This window comes from Aquimarina rhabdastrellae, assembly GCA_947387485.1.
Lineage (GTDB): Bacteria > Bacteroidota > Bacteroidia > Flavobacteriales > Flavobacteriaceae > Aquimarina.
Map to the genome: position 1 here is coordinate 999562 of CANDNT010000001.1, position 15016 is coordinate 1014577.

The window sequence follows — 15016 nt, forward strand, 5'->3', positions numbered from 1 at the left end:
TTATGTTTTGATTTTATAATTGTCTAGTGAAACGGGTATACTAGTGTTAATTCGACTCCTTTACCAGAACTTGATTTAAAATCAATTTCTGCTTCTACAAGAGAGGCTCTACTACGCATATTGATCAACCCAGAATTGGCTTGTACATAATCCATTTCGTATCCTTTTCCGTCATCTTTTGCTATGATTGTCAATGATTCTGGAGTGTATTGTAACGAGACTAACATATTAGATGCTTCTGCATGTTTAATCGTATTTGAGAAAAACTCCTGGACTATACGATATAAGATGATCTCGTCTTTAGGGTCTATATGGATGATATCCCCTTCTATAATTAACTTGGTGTCTAAGAAATTTAATTTCTCAAAACGTGCTAATTCTACTTCTATAGACTTAACTATTCCTACATTTTGAACTACTTCACGATTTAATGTCTTAGATAAATTTCTAATCTCTTGTAAACTACTTCCTACCAACTCTCTTACTTCTGCTAGTGACTCAGCAGAATTTTTATCAATAGAAGTCCCCATTATATTAATCTGCATCACAGCAGTAGATAATAATTGTCCAATATTATCGTGCAATTCCCAACTTACGTTTTTTAAAGTTTGTTCTTGAATCTCGATTTTAGATTTTAACAATTCGTCTTCAAAACGTTGTTCTGCACGTAATTTTTCTAATAACAATTTATTCTTTCTTTTATGAAAAGCGATCACAAATATGATCCCAAAAGTCACAAAGAATAAAATGATGATGATAAAATATATAATTAATAAGATTTGTTCTTTTGCAAGCATACTATAAAACCTAAAATAAAACTTCCATACATAATACAGTTGACTAAAGTAATGATTATTCTATAAGCGGTGAAAAACATTTTATCACGAGCTATATCAAAATTTTCTAATAAAATAAATAATGGTGGGGTTATCGTATAAAAAAAGAAAGTCCCTATCATGATATATGATATAGGTGTTTTTATATTCTCTTTATTATATTTTATATTTTCATATCCATAAAACATAATATTAATAATTATACATAGAGCTGTAATAAGATATAATTGACTTGAAAATTTTTTAAATAAATCTTCTATCCATAAAAAATTAATTAGGCTTATAATTCCTAAAAAATATTTCATAACAATATTAATCTTTATTCTATTAGTCCCCTTTAAATTTGTTTTAATAAAATACGTTAAAAAAATGCCAGTCAAGACAATAAAGATGTTATATATCCATATGCTATTTGCAAAAAAACTATCTTTAAACTTATTAAGTTTAGGAGTATTATAAATAATAATAATAATAATAATAATAGGAATTAACGCATATGTTTCTACTACTACCACACTCCATAAATAATATGAAAAAAACTTTATGTTTTCATTTTTTTTATTTTTCACAATATATCTTGTAGCAAATATTGCTGCAAATAACTGGAAAATACGAGTAAGGTAAATAAAGAGAAATGTCAATTATCTTTTTTTATTTTATCAATAATATCCTCTTCTCTAGCACATACAATAAATCCTATTGAATATAGGATATATAATATCATAATTGCACTATTTAATATAATTTTCCTAACAGTAACAAAATCTGGACTCTTATCAACATTATAATATTGACCATAAATAAATAATGGTGTAACAACTAAATGAAATATCATAGATCCAACTGCTATATAAAAAGGTAATGTTCTATAAAAAGCTAATACCTTATCGCTTTGTATCGTTTCAAATAAATATATAATTGCTCCAATAAATATCAAAATTGTCCCTAAAATATAAGTATAAGAAGAAACAGCCGTAAAATATATATCTGTTAAAATTAAATTTAAAATTGATGTAAAAACATAAATAATTAATATTACTTTCATTATTCTTTTAAAAATTTGCGAACTGTAGTTTCTAATGAAATAATATAAATAAAAGGAAAAATTAAAAATAAAAAATATATTAAATAGCCAATGATTCCGTTGCAAAAATGTTCCTTTTAAATATGGAAACAAATCAAAATAATATATAAGACTTGGTATGGTACCAAATAATTCAATAAAAAAGGTTAACCATAAAAAATAAACAAAATACCGAGAAAGTTTATCTTCTCGGTTTTTTATTATATAATAGCTTCCACTTGATGCTGCTAAAATTTCAAAAAATAAATATGAAAATAAAAATATCATATTAATAATCTGCTGGTGGGTTTCCACTTGACCCTCCGTTTAAAGGTTGAATATTATAATTATTAGGTTCAGATCCACCATCTTTTCCTAAACTTCTAACTTTAGATCCTGTAGGTGTCAAAAATAAGGTAGACATTCCTTTACCATGTGAACATTTTTGTTGAGGATATGCTCCCATATACATCCTAATTCCAGGATTTTTAATTCCTTGTTTAGTCGATTCCTCTTTTACATAGGCTAAATATTCTTCCAATTCTTCTACACTCCACCAGAATTCTCTGGCATCTTCGTGTCCTAGACATTTGTGTAAATGATGTGCTCTATGGTCACACCATTGTTGCTGCAATTCTTTTGCTTCTTCTACACTAATACATTTTTCGGGTCGTTTTCCACTCATATCTTAATTATTTAGGGTTGCTTGCTTGTTAAATATATCTAAAAATATATTGTTTAAAAAGGAGAAATCATCTTACGTATACTACTAAGGGTAATTGTAGTAGCTCTATAGACTAATAGACAAGTATTTTGCTTAAAGTGTTAAATTTATACTAAAAAACACATTAGGGGAATTTTCCCCATACTCTTCACAGGATTATACCCCTTTGTTTTCTTTATAGTATCGCTCTATAATTTCTTTATGACTCTTTATAGCTTTCTTTGTCCATTCAAACCTTATGCTTGCTTTTTCTTCTTCAGATAGTTGCCAATTAACCTGTGATGCTCTTAACTTGGTTGTAAGGTGTTGTAATATAATTGCTGCAGATACCGATATATTTAAACTTTCTGTAAAACCTACCATAGGTATTTTTAAACTACCATCTGCTTCTTTTAAAACAGCATCGCTTAACCCCTCAGTTTCTCTTCCAAAAAATAAAGCTGTAGGTTTACTTATATCAAAGTTCTCAAGCATTACTGCATCATTATGCGGTGTAGTTGCTATGATTTGATATCCTTGTGTTTTTAAATCTGTTATACAACTAGTGATTTTATTATGTCGATGTACATCTACCCATTTTTGAGCTCCCATTGCAATCTCTCTATCAATTCTTTTGGCATTGATTTCTTCGACTACATGTACATCTTGAATCCCAAAAACATCACAACTACGAATCACAGCGCTTGTATTATGTAATTGATACACATCTTCTGTTACAACCGTAATATGTTTTGTACGTTGTGCTAACACTTTACTATACAAAGACAAGCGCCTAGGTGTTAAAAATGATTCTAAATATTGTACAAGTTCTAAGTCTGTTTGCATTATTCCCCCTTTATACTTGTTGCAAGCTACTAAATTCTTTTTTAAACTTAAAAAGTGTAGTATACCAACCGACACTACACTTTTTAAATTTATCTCTACTCGATGAGTATTATTTTATACAAAGCCTCTTTTTCTTGCTTCTTCAAGTAATTGTTGATCATCTCCTTTACTTATTGCAAAAAGTTCTTTGATATGGTTTTTTCTCTTTTCGATAGCACTTAATGATAAACTTACATAATCTGGTAAGTTTTTGGTTTTAACACCTCGTGATAAGTGATATAAAATCTTTAAGTTCTTTTCGTCTAATGAGAAATTGTTATTCATCATTTTTCGAAAGTGATTATTTACTGTAGCACTATAATATGGAGTACCAGACATAATAGTATTAAATGCTAGTAATAATTCTACAGAGGTAAGATCACTCTTAATCAAGAATCCAGATGGGTTAATATTTCTAAAAATATTATGAATTCTGTGATCCTCTCTATGCATAGTGAGGATAATAATCTTAGCCTTAGGTAATAATTTTTTTGCTGTTTTTGCTAAATCTTCTCCAGATGTGATTTTACCATCTGATGAAGGAGGTAGTTTGATGTCAATAAACAGCAAGTGATATGGTGTAGTGTTTGATGCTTTTACGATTTTTGCATAGGCATCATCACAATTTGAAGCCACATCAATACTAATGTTGTAGTCCCTTTGATTCTCTCCCAACAAGGTATTTTTATACCCCTCAATAATCATAGGGTGATCATCAATCATAAGCACTTTTAATCTTTTCTTCATTTTAATTGGTTTTGATTCTTATTGATTAGACAGGCACACTAATAGATACTTTGGTTCCAGCCTCTATGTTGCTCAAAAATTCTACTCTTCCGTTCATTTGTTGAACTCTGGAAGTGATATTCTTAATTCCAATTCCCTTTTTTACCTTATTACTTTTAAATCCAATTCCGTCGTCAATGATGGTTAATATAATATTTTCATCATTTTGTACAAAATTTACTTTTATACTATCTGCTTTTGCGTGTTTAAATATGTTTTGTAATGATTCTTGTATGATACGAAAAAGATTTACTTTTTTATTATCTGGTATTTCTTCCCAATCGATATCGATATCTGATCTAAAACTATAATCCAGTTTATGAATAGTACATTGTTCTGTAATAAAATCTTTAATCACATCGATAAAAGCAACATCTGTAAGCAATGTATCTGTTCCTAGATCATGAGAGATCAATCGTATTTCTTTTTCTATAGCTTTGAGTTCTGCAATATATTTATGTCTGATTTCTGAAAAACCATCACCTTGTCGTTGTTGATTTAATCCATCAAGGCTTAATCGCACTCCAAACAATCGTCCTAAAACACCATCATGTAATTCTTCAGACATTCGTTTTTGCTCCATTTGTCTTCCTTCTTCAAGTTTTGTCTGTTGTGATAACATCAATCGATAAATCTCTTCATTGGATTCTTGCTGACTCTTAGCAAATTCTAACTCTTTATTACTCTGTTTTTGTTTAAAGATAATATATATAAACAAAAATACAGCACTAATTGCCAAGATTGAAATCCCTAAAATCTCATTCTTTCTACTTATAATTTTGTTTTCATCTTCTATACGATCTGTTTCAAACCGAATACGAGCAAATTTATCTCTACTTACACGTTCTTGTTGTTGTATTTCATTACTTAGATCAATATATTCTTGTGCATATACTAACCCTTCTTGACTAGGAGAAACTTGAGACAGTACTAACAAAGACTCTAATACATCAGCTTTTTGATTTAGTTGTGAAGCTTTTTCTTTAGCTTCTTGTGCGTATATATATGATTTTTCTAGATTTCCTCTTTTTTGATAATATTCTGCTAGATGTATATTGCTAGTGATGATACCATCATCATCTTTTTCCTGTTTTCGAATCATTAAAGGTTTTAAAAATGAAGCCTCTAACCCTGTTGAATCATTATACAGAAATCTTATATAAGCCTTATTATCTAATACTCTAGCATAAAACTTAGGGTATTTTGTAGCTAAACTATCATAAGTCAATGCTTTATTATAATATTCTATAGCTGCGTTATATTTTTGCTGTTCTTTTAATACATTACCTATATTATTATGTAATAAAGCTAGTTGATATTTACCTTTTTCACTTTTATCAATGTATTCTTTAGATTTTTGATAATAATCAATCGCTATATCATATCGTTCTAATGCTCTTTGTGATATTCCTAATACATTATAACATAAACGTAAATAGCGTTTGTTACTGACATTTTCAAAACACTTTAATGCCTTTATAATATTACTTTCACTCCCTACATAATCTTTAAATTCTCGTTGGATCTGTCCCATTTGCATTAATACTCGGCCATGTTTTAATGAGTTAGGATCAACTTTATTAAAAATCTTTTCAGCTTTAGAAAAATAAAAATAAGCACTATCACTTTGATTCACTTTATTATGATAATAACCTACATTACCAAATCCTTTAGCAATGCTTAAGGAATCTCTTAATTGTTTGCTAATCTTGATCCCCTTTTCTACAACTTCTTTATATTTTTTAAATTCATTAAGATCAAAATATAGTCTAGCTATATCCTCTAGTTTCTCTTGTTTATAATCATCATTTTTGGATTCATTTATCAAGACCATCGCTTGATTAATAATATATTTTTTTTCTTTATTTGATATATTTTCTTCTTTGGCTTTATTAATATATTCATTAATTTTTTGTTGCTCATTAGTACTTTTTGACTCATTATTATTTCCTGAACAGGAAATCAAGTTTGTAGAAATAATAATTAAGAAGAAAATCCCTATTTTTTTCATATTTTAATAAGAGTAGAAATCATTAACTATGTCTTAAAATAAATATACAAAAAAAGCTCTTAATAATTTAAGAGCTTTTTTTATTATTATTTTTTTATACCTATAAAGGTTTATCATCTTCTTCTATTTCATCATCTGTCATCTGTTCTTCAACTTGGATTTCTTCATCAACTCCTAAATCATCTTGTACAGATGTGGATTCACAAGCAATAAATAAAGTGCTTAAAAATAATATAGCAAAAGTAAGGCGTATAGTTGTTACAATAGTTTTCATAATAATTTGGTTTTTAGCATATTCTAGTTTTCAATAGTTTTCTATAAAGGGTAAACTATTGGGTTGCGATTTGTTTAAGATATTATATGATATATTGCGCAATACGATTACATAACTTTTACAAATATGGATCCCTATCAAAAGTTATCTAGATCAGTTGTAATATCCTAATTACTAGTTTTATAGTTTATTTTACATTTCAAATGTACTTCAATTCTGTCATAAAAAACAGGATCAAATGAGGACATTAGTCGTTTAACGTCAAATAATAGTAGATGAACGGATTATACGAGTAATTAGCTTACTTTTACGATTTTACGGAGATTTAGGTCAGATTTCCCCCATTTTATTAACCAAAAAAAAAGACATACGTCTCCCGTAGTCATTCTTATTGTAATTATATATTAAAGGATGAGGAGGATGTTGAGTTTAAGGGATACAATTAGGGGTAGGTCAAAAAATGAATGAACAATTGCTATATAATTAAATATATCTATTTACGTTTTGCGTAAAAATACAAAAAAAACCTCATAAAATTATTTTTTTACAAGGTTTTTGCTATTCTTATTTGTATAGAGGCCAATTTATTACAACTGAATCATGCTGTTTTGTGCTAGATTATCCCGTATCTCTTCTACCTTAGTTTTATAGGATCTAGAGAAAGGTATCATCTCTTTACTATTCTTTATAGCACACTTGGCTTTGCCAAAATGAATTCTTGATACATAATTAGTATTGATGATATAACTATTGTGTATTCTCACAAAATGTTTGGGCAATGTATTTTGAAACTGTTTTAATGTCTTATAAGCTTCTACTGTATTACCATTATTCATTACAAAATCTGTAGTATTATTATCGGCTTTAAGATACAACACATCATCAATGTTAATAAATCTATAATCTCCATAGGATTTAAAACACAATGTTCTATCCTGTGAACTATTATTACGGTTTTCATAACGCATTAAAGCTTTACGTACTGCTGTTTTCTTTGATGGCTTAGTAATATAATCTAATACTTGATTACGAATTCCTTCTATAGCGTATTTTTCTGTTTCGGTCACCACAATAAACTCTGGTAACTCATTGGTATATTTTTTTAATTCGTCTATAATAAAGTAACTACAGATAGGACTTAATGTTCCTGGTACTTCTGGTTCTAAAAAAACCAAAGCTGGTTTACGTTCTAGAATAAGGTTTACAGCCTCTTCTTGATTTTTTGCAATTCCTGTACAGATATAATCTATATGTTCTTCTAATGCAATTTGAATTGATTCTACTGCTTTACGGTCTGTATCTACAATAATATATGGGTATCTCATAGCGCTATCTTTTACAATTGGTATTTCTCTTGAGATCTATGTAAAAAAACACCTAAAGATCTCGATAGCAATATATAGCATTTACTACCTTAGTTGGTTACGGTAAAACCGCAATATATTTAAGTATTTACTTTAGTTTCAAGCCATTAAAAAAAACAAACATTCATACCCATAAAAAACTCATTTACAACAAGATAAAATACGATTATGGTTTTTTACCCTTTCTTTTATGGTATTTTCTTTAACATTCTTTTAAACAATTATTTAACAGCTGTTTTTTGGATGAACTCATCGACGCTATATATTCATTTTTATTTATATACATATGCATTTTTGTTTATTAAAAAAGTCCTGTAATTTTTGTTAAATAAATATCTCCTTTCTTTTAAAAAGTGTACTTTAACTCTTTAAATTTTTCAATATTATGAAACGAATTGTAGTGCTTACTGGTGCAGGTATTAGTGCAGAGAGTGGTATCAATACTTTTAGGGATGCAGATGGATTGTGGGAAGGACACGATATTATGGAGGTTGCTTCTCCTGTAGGTTGGCATAAAAACCCTGAATTGGTTCTTGATTTTTACAATCAAAGAAGACGTCAATTACATACTGTATTACCTAACAAAGCTCATAAAGCTCTTGTTGAACTTGAATCTCAATATAACGTAACTATTATTACTCAAAACGTAGATGATCTTCATGAACGTGCGGGTAGTAATCATGTCGTTCATTTACATGGTGAATTGTTAAAGGTAAGAAGTCAACGTAATCCTGATGCTATTCTCAACTGGAAAAACGATTTAGTTTTAGGTGATTTATGTGATGCAAAAGAACAGCTTAGACCACATATTGTTTGGTTTGGTGAAGAGGTTCCTATGCTTGATAAAGCTATTGCTATCACTCAAGAGGCAGATATTCTTATTATCATAGGTACCTCTATGCAAGTATATCCTGCTGCTAGTCTTAAAGAATACGCTCCCGCTCATACGCCTATTTATTTTATTGATCCTAAACCTGCTTTAAATTCTAACGATAAACTTACTGTTATTGCAGAAAAAGCTACTATAGGAGTTTCTCAATTGGTAGATCAATTGCTTAAACGCTGATTTTATGGAATCAACATTATTAGATATTCTTAATTATACAGATCATAGCCGAGAGAAAAGAAGTCAAGGTGCCCAACTAGTCGCTAGAACTCCCAAACTTATTAAAGAACTACTCGATATCATAGCTCAAATTGATACAGATGTTTCTTGTAAAGCAGCTTGGGTACTAGAATATACTATTAAGCAAGATCTTACTTTATTGATTCCTTATCTCGATGATTTTATAACTATTTTACCCAGAGTTTATAAAGATGCTGCAGTGCGCCCTATGGCTAAGCTATGCGAACTCATTGCTATCGATTTTTATAAAACCAAATCTATTGCTTATCAAAAAGTATTAAAACTACAGCATAGAACAGCCATTACAGAAATAGGATTTGACTGGATGATCACAGATCAAAAAGTAGCGGTAAAAGCTTATACCATGACAGCTCTTTATTGGTTAGGTACCGAGTTTGATTGGGTTCACCCAGAACTTAAAAACATACTCGAATCCAACTATAGCACTGGTAGTGCTGCTTATCAAGCTAGAGCTAGACAAGTTTTAAAAAAATTGAATAGATAACATTAAGAAAACATTAAATCCTAATAGAAAATTTACTTTTGACGTTTTTAAAATTTACATCAGATGTCTTTATCTCCTTTACAAGCCATTTCTCCTATCGATGGTCGTTATGCCAGTAAAACACAAAGTTTAAGTACTTATTTTAGCGAAGAAGCTTTAATCAAATATCGAGTTCTCGTAGAAGTTGAATATTTTATTGCTTTATGTAATTTACCATTACCTCAATTAGAAAACATAGATACTGCTGTTTTTGAACAACTACGTGCTATTTATACTTCTTTTTCTACCACAGATGCTCAAGCAATAAAGGATATTGAGAACGTCACAAATCACGATGTAAAAGCTGTTGAATATTTTATAAAAGAAAAATTTGATAATTTAGGTTTATCACAATACAAAGAATTTATCCATTTTGGGTTAACCTCTCAAGATATTAATAATACTGCAATACCTTTAAGTATTAAAGAAGCTATACAAGAGGTTTATACTCCTATGTTTACTGATTTACTAGATAAATTAAAAAGTTTAGTTACAGAATGGGATGCTATACCTATGCTTGCTCGTACTCATGGGCAACCTGCTTCTCCTACTCGATTAGGAAAAGAGTTTCAGGTTTTTGTTACACGTCTTGAAGCACAGTTTGCTTTGTTAAAAGAGACCCCTAATGCTGCAAAATTTGGTGGTGCTACAGGTAATTTTAATGCTCATAAAGTAGCTTATCCTAATACGGATTGGAAAGCTTTTGGAGCTCATTTTGTTCAAGATATATTAGGTTTACACCATTCTTTTCCTACTACTCAAATTGAACATTATGATTATATGGCTGCTCAATTTGATGCTCTTAAAAGAATTAACACCATCATATTAGATCTTGATCGTGATATCTGGACTTATATCTCTATGGATTACTTTAAACAAAAAATCAAGAAAGGCGAAGTAGGATCTTCTGCTATGCCACATAAAGTTAATCCTATTGATTTTGAAAATAGTGAAGGAAATATAGGTATTGCTAATGCTATTTTTGAACATCTTTCATCTAAATTACCTGTAAGTAGATTACAACGTGATTTAACAGATAGTACTGTACTAAGAAATGTGGGTGTTCCTTTTGGACATACTTTGATTGCTTTTCAAGCAACCCTTAAAGGATTGAATAAATTATTGCTTAACGAAAGTAAATTTGCCGAAGATTTAGAAAAAAACTGGGCTGTTGCTGCTGAAGCGATTCAAACTATTTTAAGAAGAGAAGGATATCCTAATCCATATGAAACATTAAAAGGTTTAACTCGTACTAATGCTGTTATCAATCAAGAATCTATTCGTGATTTTATAGAAACACTAGACGTATCTGAAAACATCAAAAACGAATTAAAACAAATAAAACCAGACAATTACACCGGAATATAAGCAATACTAAGGTTATGTAATCTCACATAATTTTTGTAACTTCTATTCTTGTGAATAGCAAGCAAAGTATCATATTAAGTGGATTTGTTTGTCTGGGGTTTATTTTAAGCGGGATTTTAGGAATATTAGATTATTTCGTTATAAAATTAATTCTAGGAGGAGCCTTTATGTTTATGCTCTTTAATCTATTTTATTACCATTTAAAAAAAGATAAAAATAAAGGGGAAAACAATTAGTTTTCCCCTTTAACTCTTTTATACACTTATGCTTATTTAAATAGCTTTCCTATTTTGGCAAACTGAGATATGTCTACATTAGATTTATCAATTGATTCTGCTAGTTTAATCATTTTTTCAGGCTTCATATCTTTTCCTGTCATTCTCACTAATCCTAAACCTTTATCTGGTGATTTTGCAAAAACGATTAATTCATCTATAGTATCATCGTCTCCAGTATACTTTAATACTACTTTTCCCATTTTGGTATTAAATTGCATTAAAGTTTGATAATTTTCATCTTTTAAGATTTCTGTGATTGCCTTTTGTTCTTTTTCATAAGTTTTTTTATTCGTCTCAGAAATTGGCAATCCTATAAAATTAATTTTCTTGATAGAAGATAAAGTTTTTTGTCCTTCTTGATCCAAGTTAGCCTTTTGCTTATCTAATAAGCTCATAGGCACATCTATTGCTATAAATTCACTATTATCTTGTTGTGCTACAAAGTATTCTTGTAAACTAGGTTTACTATTACAACTCATCAGTAACGCTAAACACAACAGTGTCATTATTCTATATATTGTTTTCATAAATTATTTTCTTGATTGGGTTTGGTTTAATTTTTCTTTACATTCTTCAATTCTTCTCCTCCAGGTACATTAAGATCATTTGCTAATCTTGATACCTGTTTAAGATCTATATCTCCCGTGATTGTAAGTACTACTGTTTCATGTTCTGTATCATCTATACCGTTTAAGAACATAAATAATTCACTTACATGATCATCGTCTCTACCAGGCTTTGAAAAAAACTTGATATTCTTTCCATCACTATTTACTCTCATCAACTCGTCTAATGATGATGTATTTAAGTATTTCTTTACATCTGCCTGCATTTTCTTACCTATATCATCATTCCCTGTTGCTAATACTTTAATATTTTTAATATTCTTTACTAAGTTTAAATATTCTTGAGTTTCTGCATCATCACTATTAAAATCAATCTTACTCAACAATTTAAACATTTTACTAGTGATTACCACAGAAGATACGCCATTCATATCTTCGTATTTATCAAATGCACTTTGTGCGTTAGACAAAAATGGAACTAGTATTATTGCTAAAATTAATGTGATCTTTTTCATGTCTTTAACTATTTTCTCTTTGTTTTATTTAATAAGTTTTTTTGTAGTGTTACCAAATTCTCCCAGGTACACTAAATCATTTTTACCCTTATTCATATATTTTGAAACCATGTCTAGGGCTTTCTTGGTTTCTTGTAAAGCATATTGCGCTTCTCTTTTTTGTTCTTCTTCTGTTTTAAATCCATCTGAAAGAACAGGGAATTGTTGGTAAAAAATCCCCATAGCTACAATAATTGATGCCGCTACACCAACCCACTTATACATTTTAAAAGGTTTTGAGGTTTTGGTAGGAACAAAATCGATAGGTGCTTTACGGGTGCTCTCTTTAGCAAAATATTGAAACATAGATTTGTACTGCTCCAGATGAGGCGCCACTTGTTCTCTGGTAAAATAAACCTTTAACTCTTGTTCTTCAGATAGGGTCGTTTCTCCTTCAAAGTACTTTTCTAACAATTTTTCTACATTAGACAACTCCATAATTATGCTTTTTTATTAATTGTTCTCTTATTATTTTTCTTCCTCTTGACAAGGCTACACGTACTGCTGTTTCTTTCATATTAAGCATTTTAGCTATTTCTGAATTATCATATTGCTCAATATCACGCAACTGTACTATTAATCGTTGTTGTTCTGGTAAAGTATCCATAATCTTACCTACCCAACTCATGCTATCTTTAGCTTCTATATCTCGCTGTAAAGAGGTATTTTCATCTTGATAATTATTATGTACAATTTTAAGATTACTTGCTTGTTTTGATTTTAATTTATCAAAACAGTAATTCTTAGTCATTGTCATAGCAAAAGCTTCTACATTTTTATATTCAGTTATTTTGGTTTTATTTCGCCATAACTTTAATAAAATTTCTTGTGTAGCATCTTCTGCTTCTTCATTACTTACCAGCAAGCGTTTGGCTAACCTAAAGAGCTTATCTTTAAATCCATTGGTTAATGTTATAAACGCTGTTTCTTTCATCTTTGATTGGTTGTTATAAGCTTTTTTGCTTTATATAAGGGAGACGATACACCTTAAACTTTGTTACAAACTTTTTTCAAAATTATAATAAACTCCTTACATTTAGTGTTTATTATATAGTTTATTGTGGTTGCTATCATATGATTTTTAGGGCTTTCTGCCTATTTTCTAGTCATATTAGCTTTCTTTATAAAAATTGAGAAAAAGAATGAAATTCCTTAAAAAAATTACCTTACTACTTGTTGTTACACTTTCTATAAGTAGTTGTTTTAAAGACAATGATGATGTTATTTCCCTTATTAATTTTAATGACCCTAATGATTTAGAAATAGAAGATTTTGTATGGAAAGCTATGAATGCTTTCTATTTATACAAACCAGATAATCCTGATCTAGCAAATGATCGCTTTGCTACTCAAGGAGAATATGAAGAGTATTTACGTACTTTTGAAAATGCAGATGATCTTTTCTTTAATGGTTTAGTAACTAGCTTTGATCGCTTTAGTTTTAGAACACTTGATTATAGAGAACTAGAAAATTCTTTTGCTGGTATTAGTAAGAGCAATGGAATGGAATTTGGCTTAGTAAGATTATCAGAAAATTCAAGTCAAGTATTTGGTTATGTACGTTATGTTATTCCTAATTCTCCTGCTGCTGCCGCAGGTTTGCAACGTGGGGTAATTTTTAACCGTATAGATGATGTAGAACTCACTGATACTAATTTTAGAGAGCTTATTGCTCCAGATACTTATACTATAGGACTAGCTACATTAAGTAATGCTACTTTAACCCCTTTAAACGATACAGTTTCTCTAACAAAAGTAGAATTAACAGAAAATCCTGTTCATATTGCAAAAACATTAACTGTAAATAGTCAAAAAATAGGTTATGTTCTTTATAATTCTTTTGTAGGTAATTTTGACGAACAGCTTAATAATGCTTTTGGACAATTAAGAGCCGATGGAGTTACAGATCTTATTTTGGATTTGAGATATAATGGTGGTGGTTCTGTTGAATCTGCTATTGATTTAGCAAGCATGATTACAGGTCAATTTAATGGTCAACTATTTTCTACGGAACAATGGAATCCTGATATCCAAGCTATTTTAGAAGAAAACAACCCTGATAGATTAACAAATTATTTCAATAATACTATTCGCACAGGAGCTGCTATTAACAGCTTAAATTTAGGTCGTATTTTTATTATCACTTCTTCGCGTAGTGCTTCTGCTAGTGAATTGGTAATAAGTGGTCTTGATCCTTATATTAATGTAATGACCATAGGAGATACTACAACTGGTAAGTTCCAAGCTTCTATTACCTTATATGATTCTAGTGATTTTGGTAGACAAGGTGTTAATCCCAGACATTTTTATGCCTTACAACCTCTAGTATTAACTAGTGCCAATGCAGATGGTGTTACAGGCTTTATAGATGGGTTAACTCCTGATGTTGAAATTAGAGAAGATTTTGAAAACCTAGGAATATTAGGTGAAGAAACTGAACCACTTCTTGCTGCTGCAATTGATCAAATTGTCTCTCGTAGATCAAATGTTATCTATAATACTCAAAAAAGAGAACAACTGGGAGATGCAAAAATGAATAATCTACTAGATCAAGAAATGTATAAAGAATATGACTTTTCTATTAATCGTAAAGATTTTTAGTCAATTCTTATCGATATAAAAAAAGCTCCTTAGTTCTAAGGAGCTTTTTTCTTATAAA

The 15016-nt window shown here is 29.5% G+C and carries 16 protein-coding genes; 4 read left to right on the forward strand and 12 right to left on the reverse strand.

Annotation, left to right across the window (positions count from 1 at the left end):
- Positions 1–23: 23 nt before the first annotated feature.
- The 8 genes from ACYEKI_RS03985 to ACYEKI_RS04020 all read right to left on the reverse strand — a co-directional run bounded on the left by ACYEKI_RS03985 (position 24) and on the right by ACYEKI_RS04020 (position 7883).
- Positions 24–797, reverse strand: a complete 774-nt coding sequence (locus tag ACYEKI_RS03985; protein WP_459209870.1) for a sensor histidine kinase — start codon at positions 795–797, stop codon at positions 24–26.
- 676 nt (positions 798–1473) lie between these two features.
- The gene (locus ACYEKI_RS03990; protein WP_459209871.1) at positions 1474–2214 is read right to left on the reverse strand and encodes a hypothetical protein; all 741 of its coding nucleotides are present in this window, start codon (positions 2212–2214) and stop codon (positions 1474–1476) included.
- Positions 2189–2584: a hypothetical protein gene (locus ACYEKI_RS03995; RefSeq protein ID WP_459209872.1), complete on the reverse strand. Its 396-nt coding sequence runs from the start codon at positions 2582–2584 to the stop codon at positions 2189–2191. Before ACYEKI_RS03995 ends, ACYEKI_RS03990 begins: the two co-directional genes overlap by 26 nt.
- Positions 2585–2779: 195 nt before the next feature.
- Complete coding sequence (locus ACYEKI_RS04000) at positions 2780–3448, reverse strand: TrmH family RNA methyltransferase (protein WP_459209873.1); 669 nt, start codon at positions 3446–3448, stop codon at positions 2780–2782.
- 114 nt (positions 3449–3562) lie between these two features.
- Positions 3563–4234 carry a response regulator gene (locus ACYEKI_RS04005; RefSeq protein ID WP_459209874.1) on the reverse strand — a complete coding sequence of 224 codons (672 nt, stop codon included), beginning with the start codon at positions 4232–4234 and terminating at the stop codon, positions 3563–3565.
- A 25-nt stretch (positions 4235–4259) separates the two neighbouring features.
- Positions 4260–6284, reverse strand: a complete 2025-nt coding sequence (locus tag ACYEKI_RS04010) for a tetratricopeptide repeat-containing sensor histidine kinase (protein WP_459209875.1) — start codon at positions 6282–6284, stop codon at positions 4260–4262.
- Positions 6285–6384: 100 nt separating this feature from the next.
- A complete protein-coding gene (locus ACYEKI_RS04015; RefSeq protein WP_459209876.1) occupies positions 6385–6558 on the reverse strand; it encodes a hypothetical protein in 174 nt (57 codons plus the stop codon).
- A gap of 587 nt (positions 6559–7145) precedes the next feature.
- The gene (locus ACYEKI_RS04020; RefSeq protein WP_459209877.1) at positions 7146–7883 is read right to left on the reverse strand and encodes a LytR/AlgR family response regulator transcription factor; all 738 of its coding nucleotides are present in this window, start codon (positions 7881–7883) and stop codon (positions 7146–7148) included.
- Positions 7884–8307: 424 nt separating this feature from the next.
- On the opposite strand from ACYEKI_RS04020, the gene ACYEKI_RS04025 reads away from it, so the two are divergent.
- The 3 genes from ACYEKI_RS04025 to purB all read left to right on the forward strand — a co-directional run bounded on the left by ACYEKI_RS04025 (position 8308) and on the right by purB (position 10960).
- Positions 8308–8988, forward strand: a complete 681-nt coding sequence (locus tag ACYEKI_RS04025) for an SIR2 family NAD-dependent protein deacylase (protein WP_459209878.1) — start codon at positions 8308–8310, stop codon at positions 8986–8988.
- A gap of 4 nt (positions 8989–8992) precedes the next feature.
- Positions 8993–9553, forward strand: coding sequence for an adenylosuccinate lyase (locus ACYEKI_RS04030; RefSeq protein ID WP_459209879.1), 561 nt, complete (start codon positions 8993–8995; stop codon positions 9551–9553).
- Between the two features lie 63 nt (positions 9554–9616).
- Positions 9617–10960: an adenylosuccinate lyase gene (purB, locus tag ACYEKI_RS04035; protein ID WP_459209880.1), complete on the forward strand. Its 1344-nt coding sequence runs from the start codon at positions 9617–9619 to the stop codon at positions 10958–10960.
- 268 nt (positions 10961–11228) lie between these two features.
- Here the strand turns inward: purB and ACYEKI_RS04040 are convergent, their stop codons facing one another.
- Genes ACYEKI_RS04040 through ACYEKI_RS04055 form a run of 4 tightly spaced genes read right to left on the reverse strand, consistent with a single transcriptional unit; the run spans position 11229 to position 13292 of the window.
- Complete coding sequence (locus tag ACYEKI_RS04040; RefSeq protein WP_459209881.1) at positions 11229–11765, reverse strand: DUF4252 domain-containing protein; 537 nt, start codon at positions 11763–11765, stop codon at positions 11229–11231.
- A gap of 26 nt (positions 11766–11791) precedes the next feature.
- Positions 11792–12319 carry a DUF4252 domain-containing protein gene (locus tag ACYEKI_RS04045; protein ID WP_459209882.1) on the reverse strand — a complete coding sequence of 176 codons (528 nt, stop codon included), beginning with the start codon at positions 12317–12319 and terminating at the stop codon, positions 11792–11794.
- Positions 12320–12343: 24 nt separating this feature from the next.
- Complete coding sequence (locus ACYEKI_RS04050) at positions 12344–12796, reverse strand: hypothetical protein (protein ID WP_459209883.1); 453 nt, start codon at positions 12794–12796, stop codon at positions 12344–12346.
- Positions 12783–13292: an RNA polymerase sigma factor gene (locus tag ACYEKI_RS04055; RefSeq protein WP_459209884.1), complete on the reverse strand. Its 510-nt coding sequence runs from the start codon at positions 13290–13292 to the stop codon at positions 12783–12785. Before ACYEKI_RS04055 ends, ACYEKI_RS04050 begins: the two co-directional genes overlap by 14 nt.
- A 208-nt stretch (positions 13293–13500) precedes the next feature.
- Between ACYEKI_RS04055 and ACYEKI_RS04060 the strand changes: the two genes are divergently transcribed.
- A complete protein-coding gene (locus ACYEKI_RS04060; RefSeq protein ID WP_459209885.1) occupies positions 13501–14958 on the forward strand; it encodes a S41 family peptidase in 1458 nt (485 codons plus the stop codon).
- Positions 14959–15016: the final 58 nt, after the last annotated feature.

Coding starts and splice junctions, on each gene's coding strand:
- ACYEKI_RS03985 (WP_459209870.1), bottom strand. CDS start 797: ATGCTTGCAAAAGAACAAATCTTATTAATTATATATTTTATCATCATC.
- ACYEKI_RS03995 (WP_459209872.1), bottom strand. CDS start 2,584: ATGAGTGGAAAACGACCCGAAAAATGTATTAGTGTAGAAGAAGCAAAA.
- ACYEKI_RS04000 (WP_459209873.1), bottom strand. CDS start 3,448: ATGCAAACAGACTTAGAACTTGTACAATATTTAGAATCATTTTTAACA.
- ACYEKI_RS04005 (WP_459209874.1), bottom strand. CDS start 4,234: ATGAAGAAAAGATTAAAAGTGCTTATGATTGATGATCACCCTATGATT.
- ACYEKI_RS04010 (WP_459209875.1), bottom strand. CDS start 6,284: ATGAAAAAAATAGGGATTTTCTTCTTAATTATTATTTCTACAAACTTG.
- ACYEKI_RS04015 (WP_459209876.1), bottom strand. CDS start 6,558: ATGAAAACTATTGTAACAACTATACGCCTTACTTTTGCTATATTATTT.
- ACYEKI_RS04020 (WP_459209877.1), bottom strand. CDS start 7,883: ATGAGATACCCATATATTATTGTAGATACAGACCGTAAAGCAGTAGAA.
- ACYEKI_RS04025 (WP_459209878.1), top strand. CDS start 8,308: ATGAAACGAATTGTAGTGCTTACTGGTGCAGGTATTAGTGCAGAGAGT.
- ACYEKI_RS04030 (WP_459209879.1), top strand. CDS start 8,993: ATGGAATCAACATTATTAGATATTCTTAATTATACAGATCATAGCCGA.
- purB (WP_459209880.1), top strand. CDS start 9,617: ATGTCTTTATCTCCTTTACAAGCCATTTCTCCTATCGATGGTCGTTAT.
- ACYEKI_RS04040 (WP_459209881.1), bottom strand. CDS start 11,765: ATGAAAACAATATATAGAATAATGACACTGTTGTGTTTAGCGTTACTG.
- ACYEKI_RS04045 (WP_459209882.1), bottom strand. CDS start 12,319: ATGAAAAAGATCACATTAATTTTAGCAATAATACTAGTTCCATTTTTG.
- ACYEKI_RS04050 (WP_459209883.1), bottom strand. CDS start 12,796: ATGGAGTTGTCTAATGTAGAAAAATTGTTAGAAAAGTACTTTGAAGGA.
- ACYEKI_RS04055 (WP_459209884.1), bottom strand. CDS start 13,292: ATGAAAGAAACAGCGTTTATAACATTAACCAATGGATTTAAAGATAAG.
- ACYEKI_RS04060 (WP_459209885.1), top strand. CDS start 13,501: ATGAAATTCCTTAAAAAAATTACCTTACTACTTGTTGTTACACTTTCT.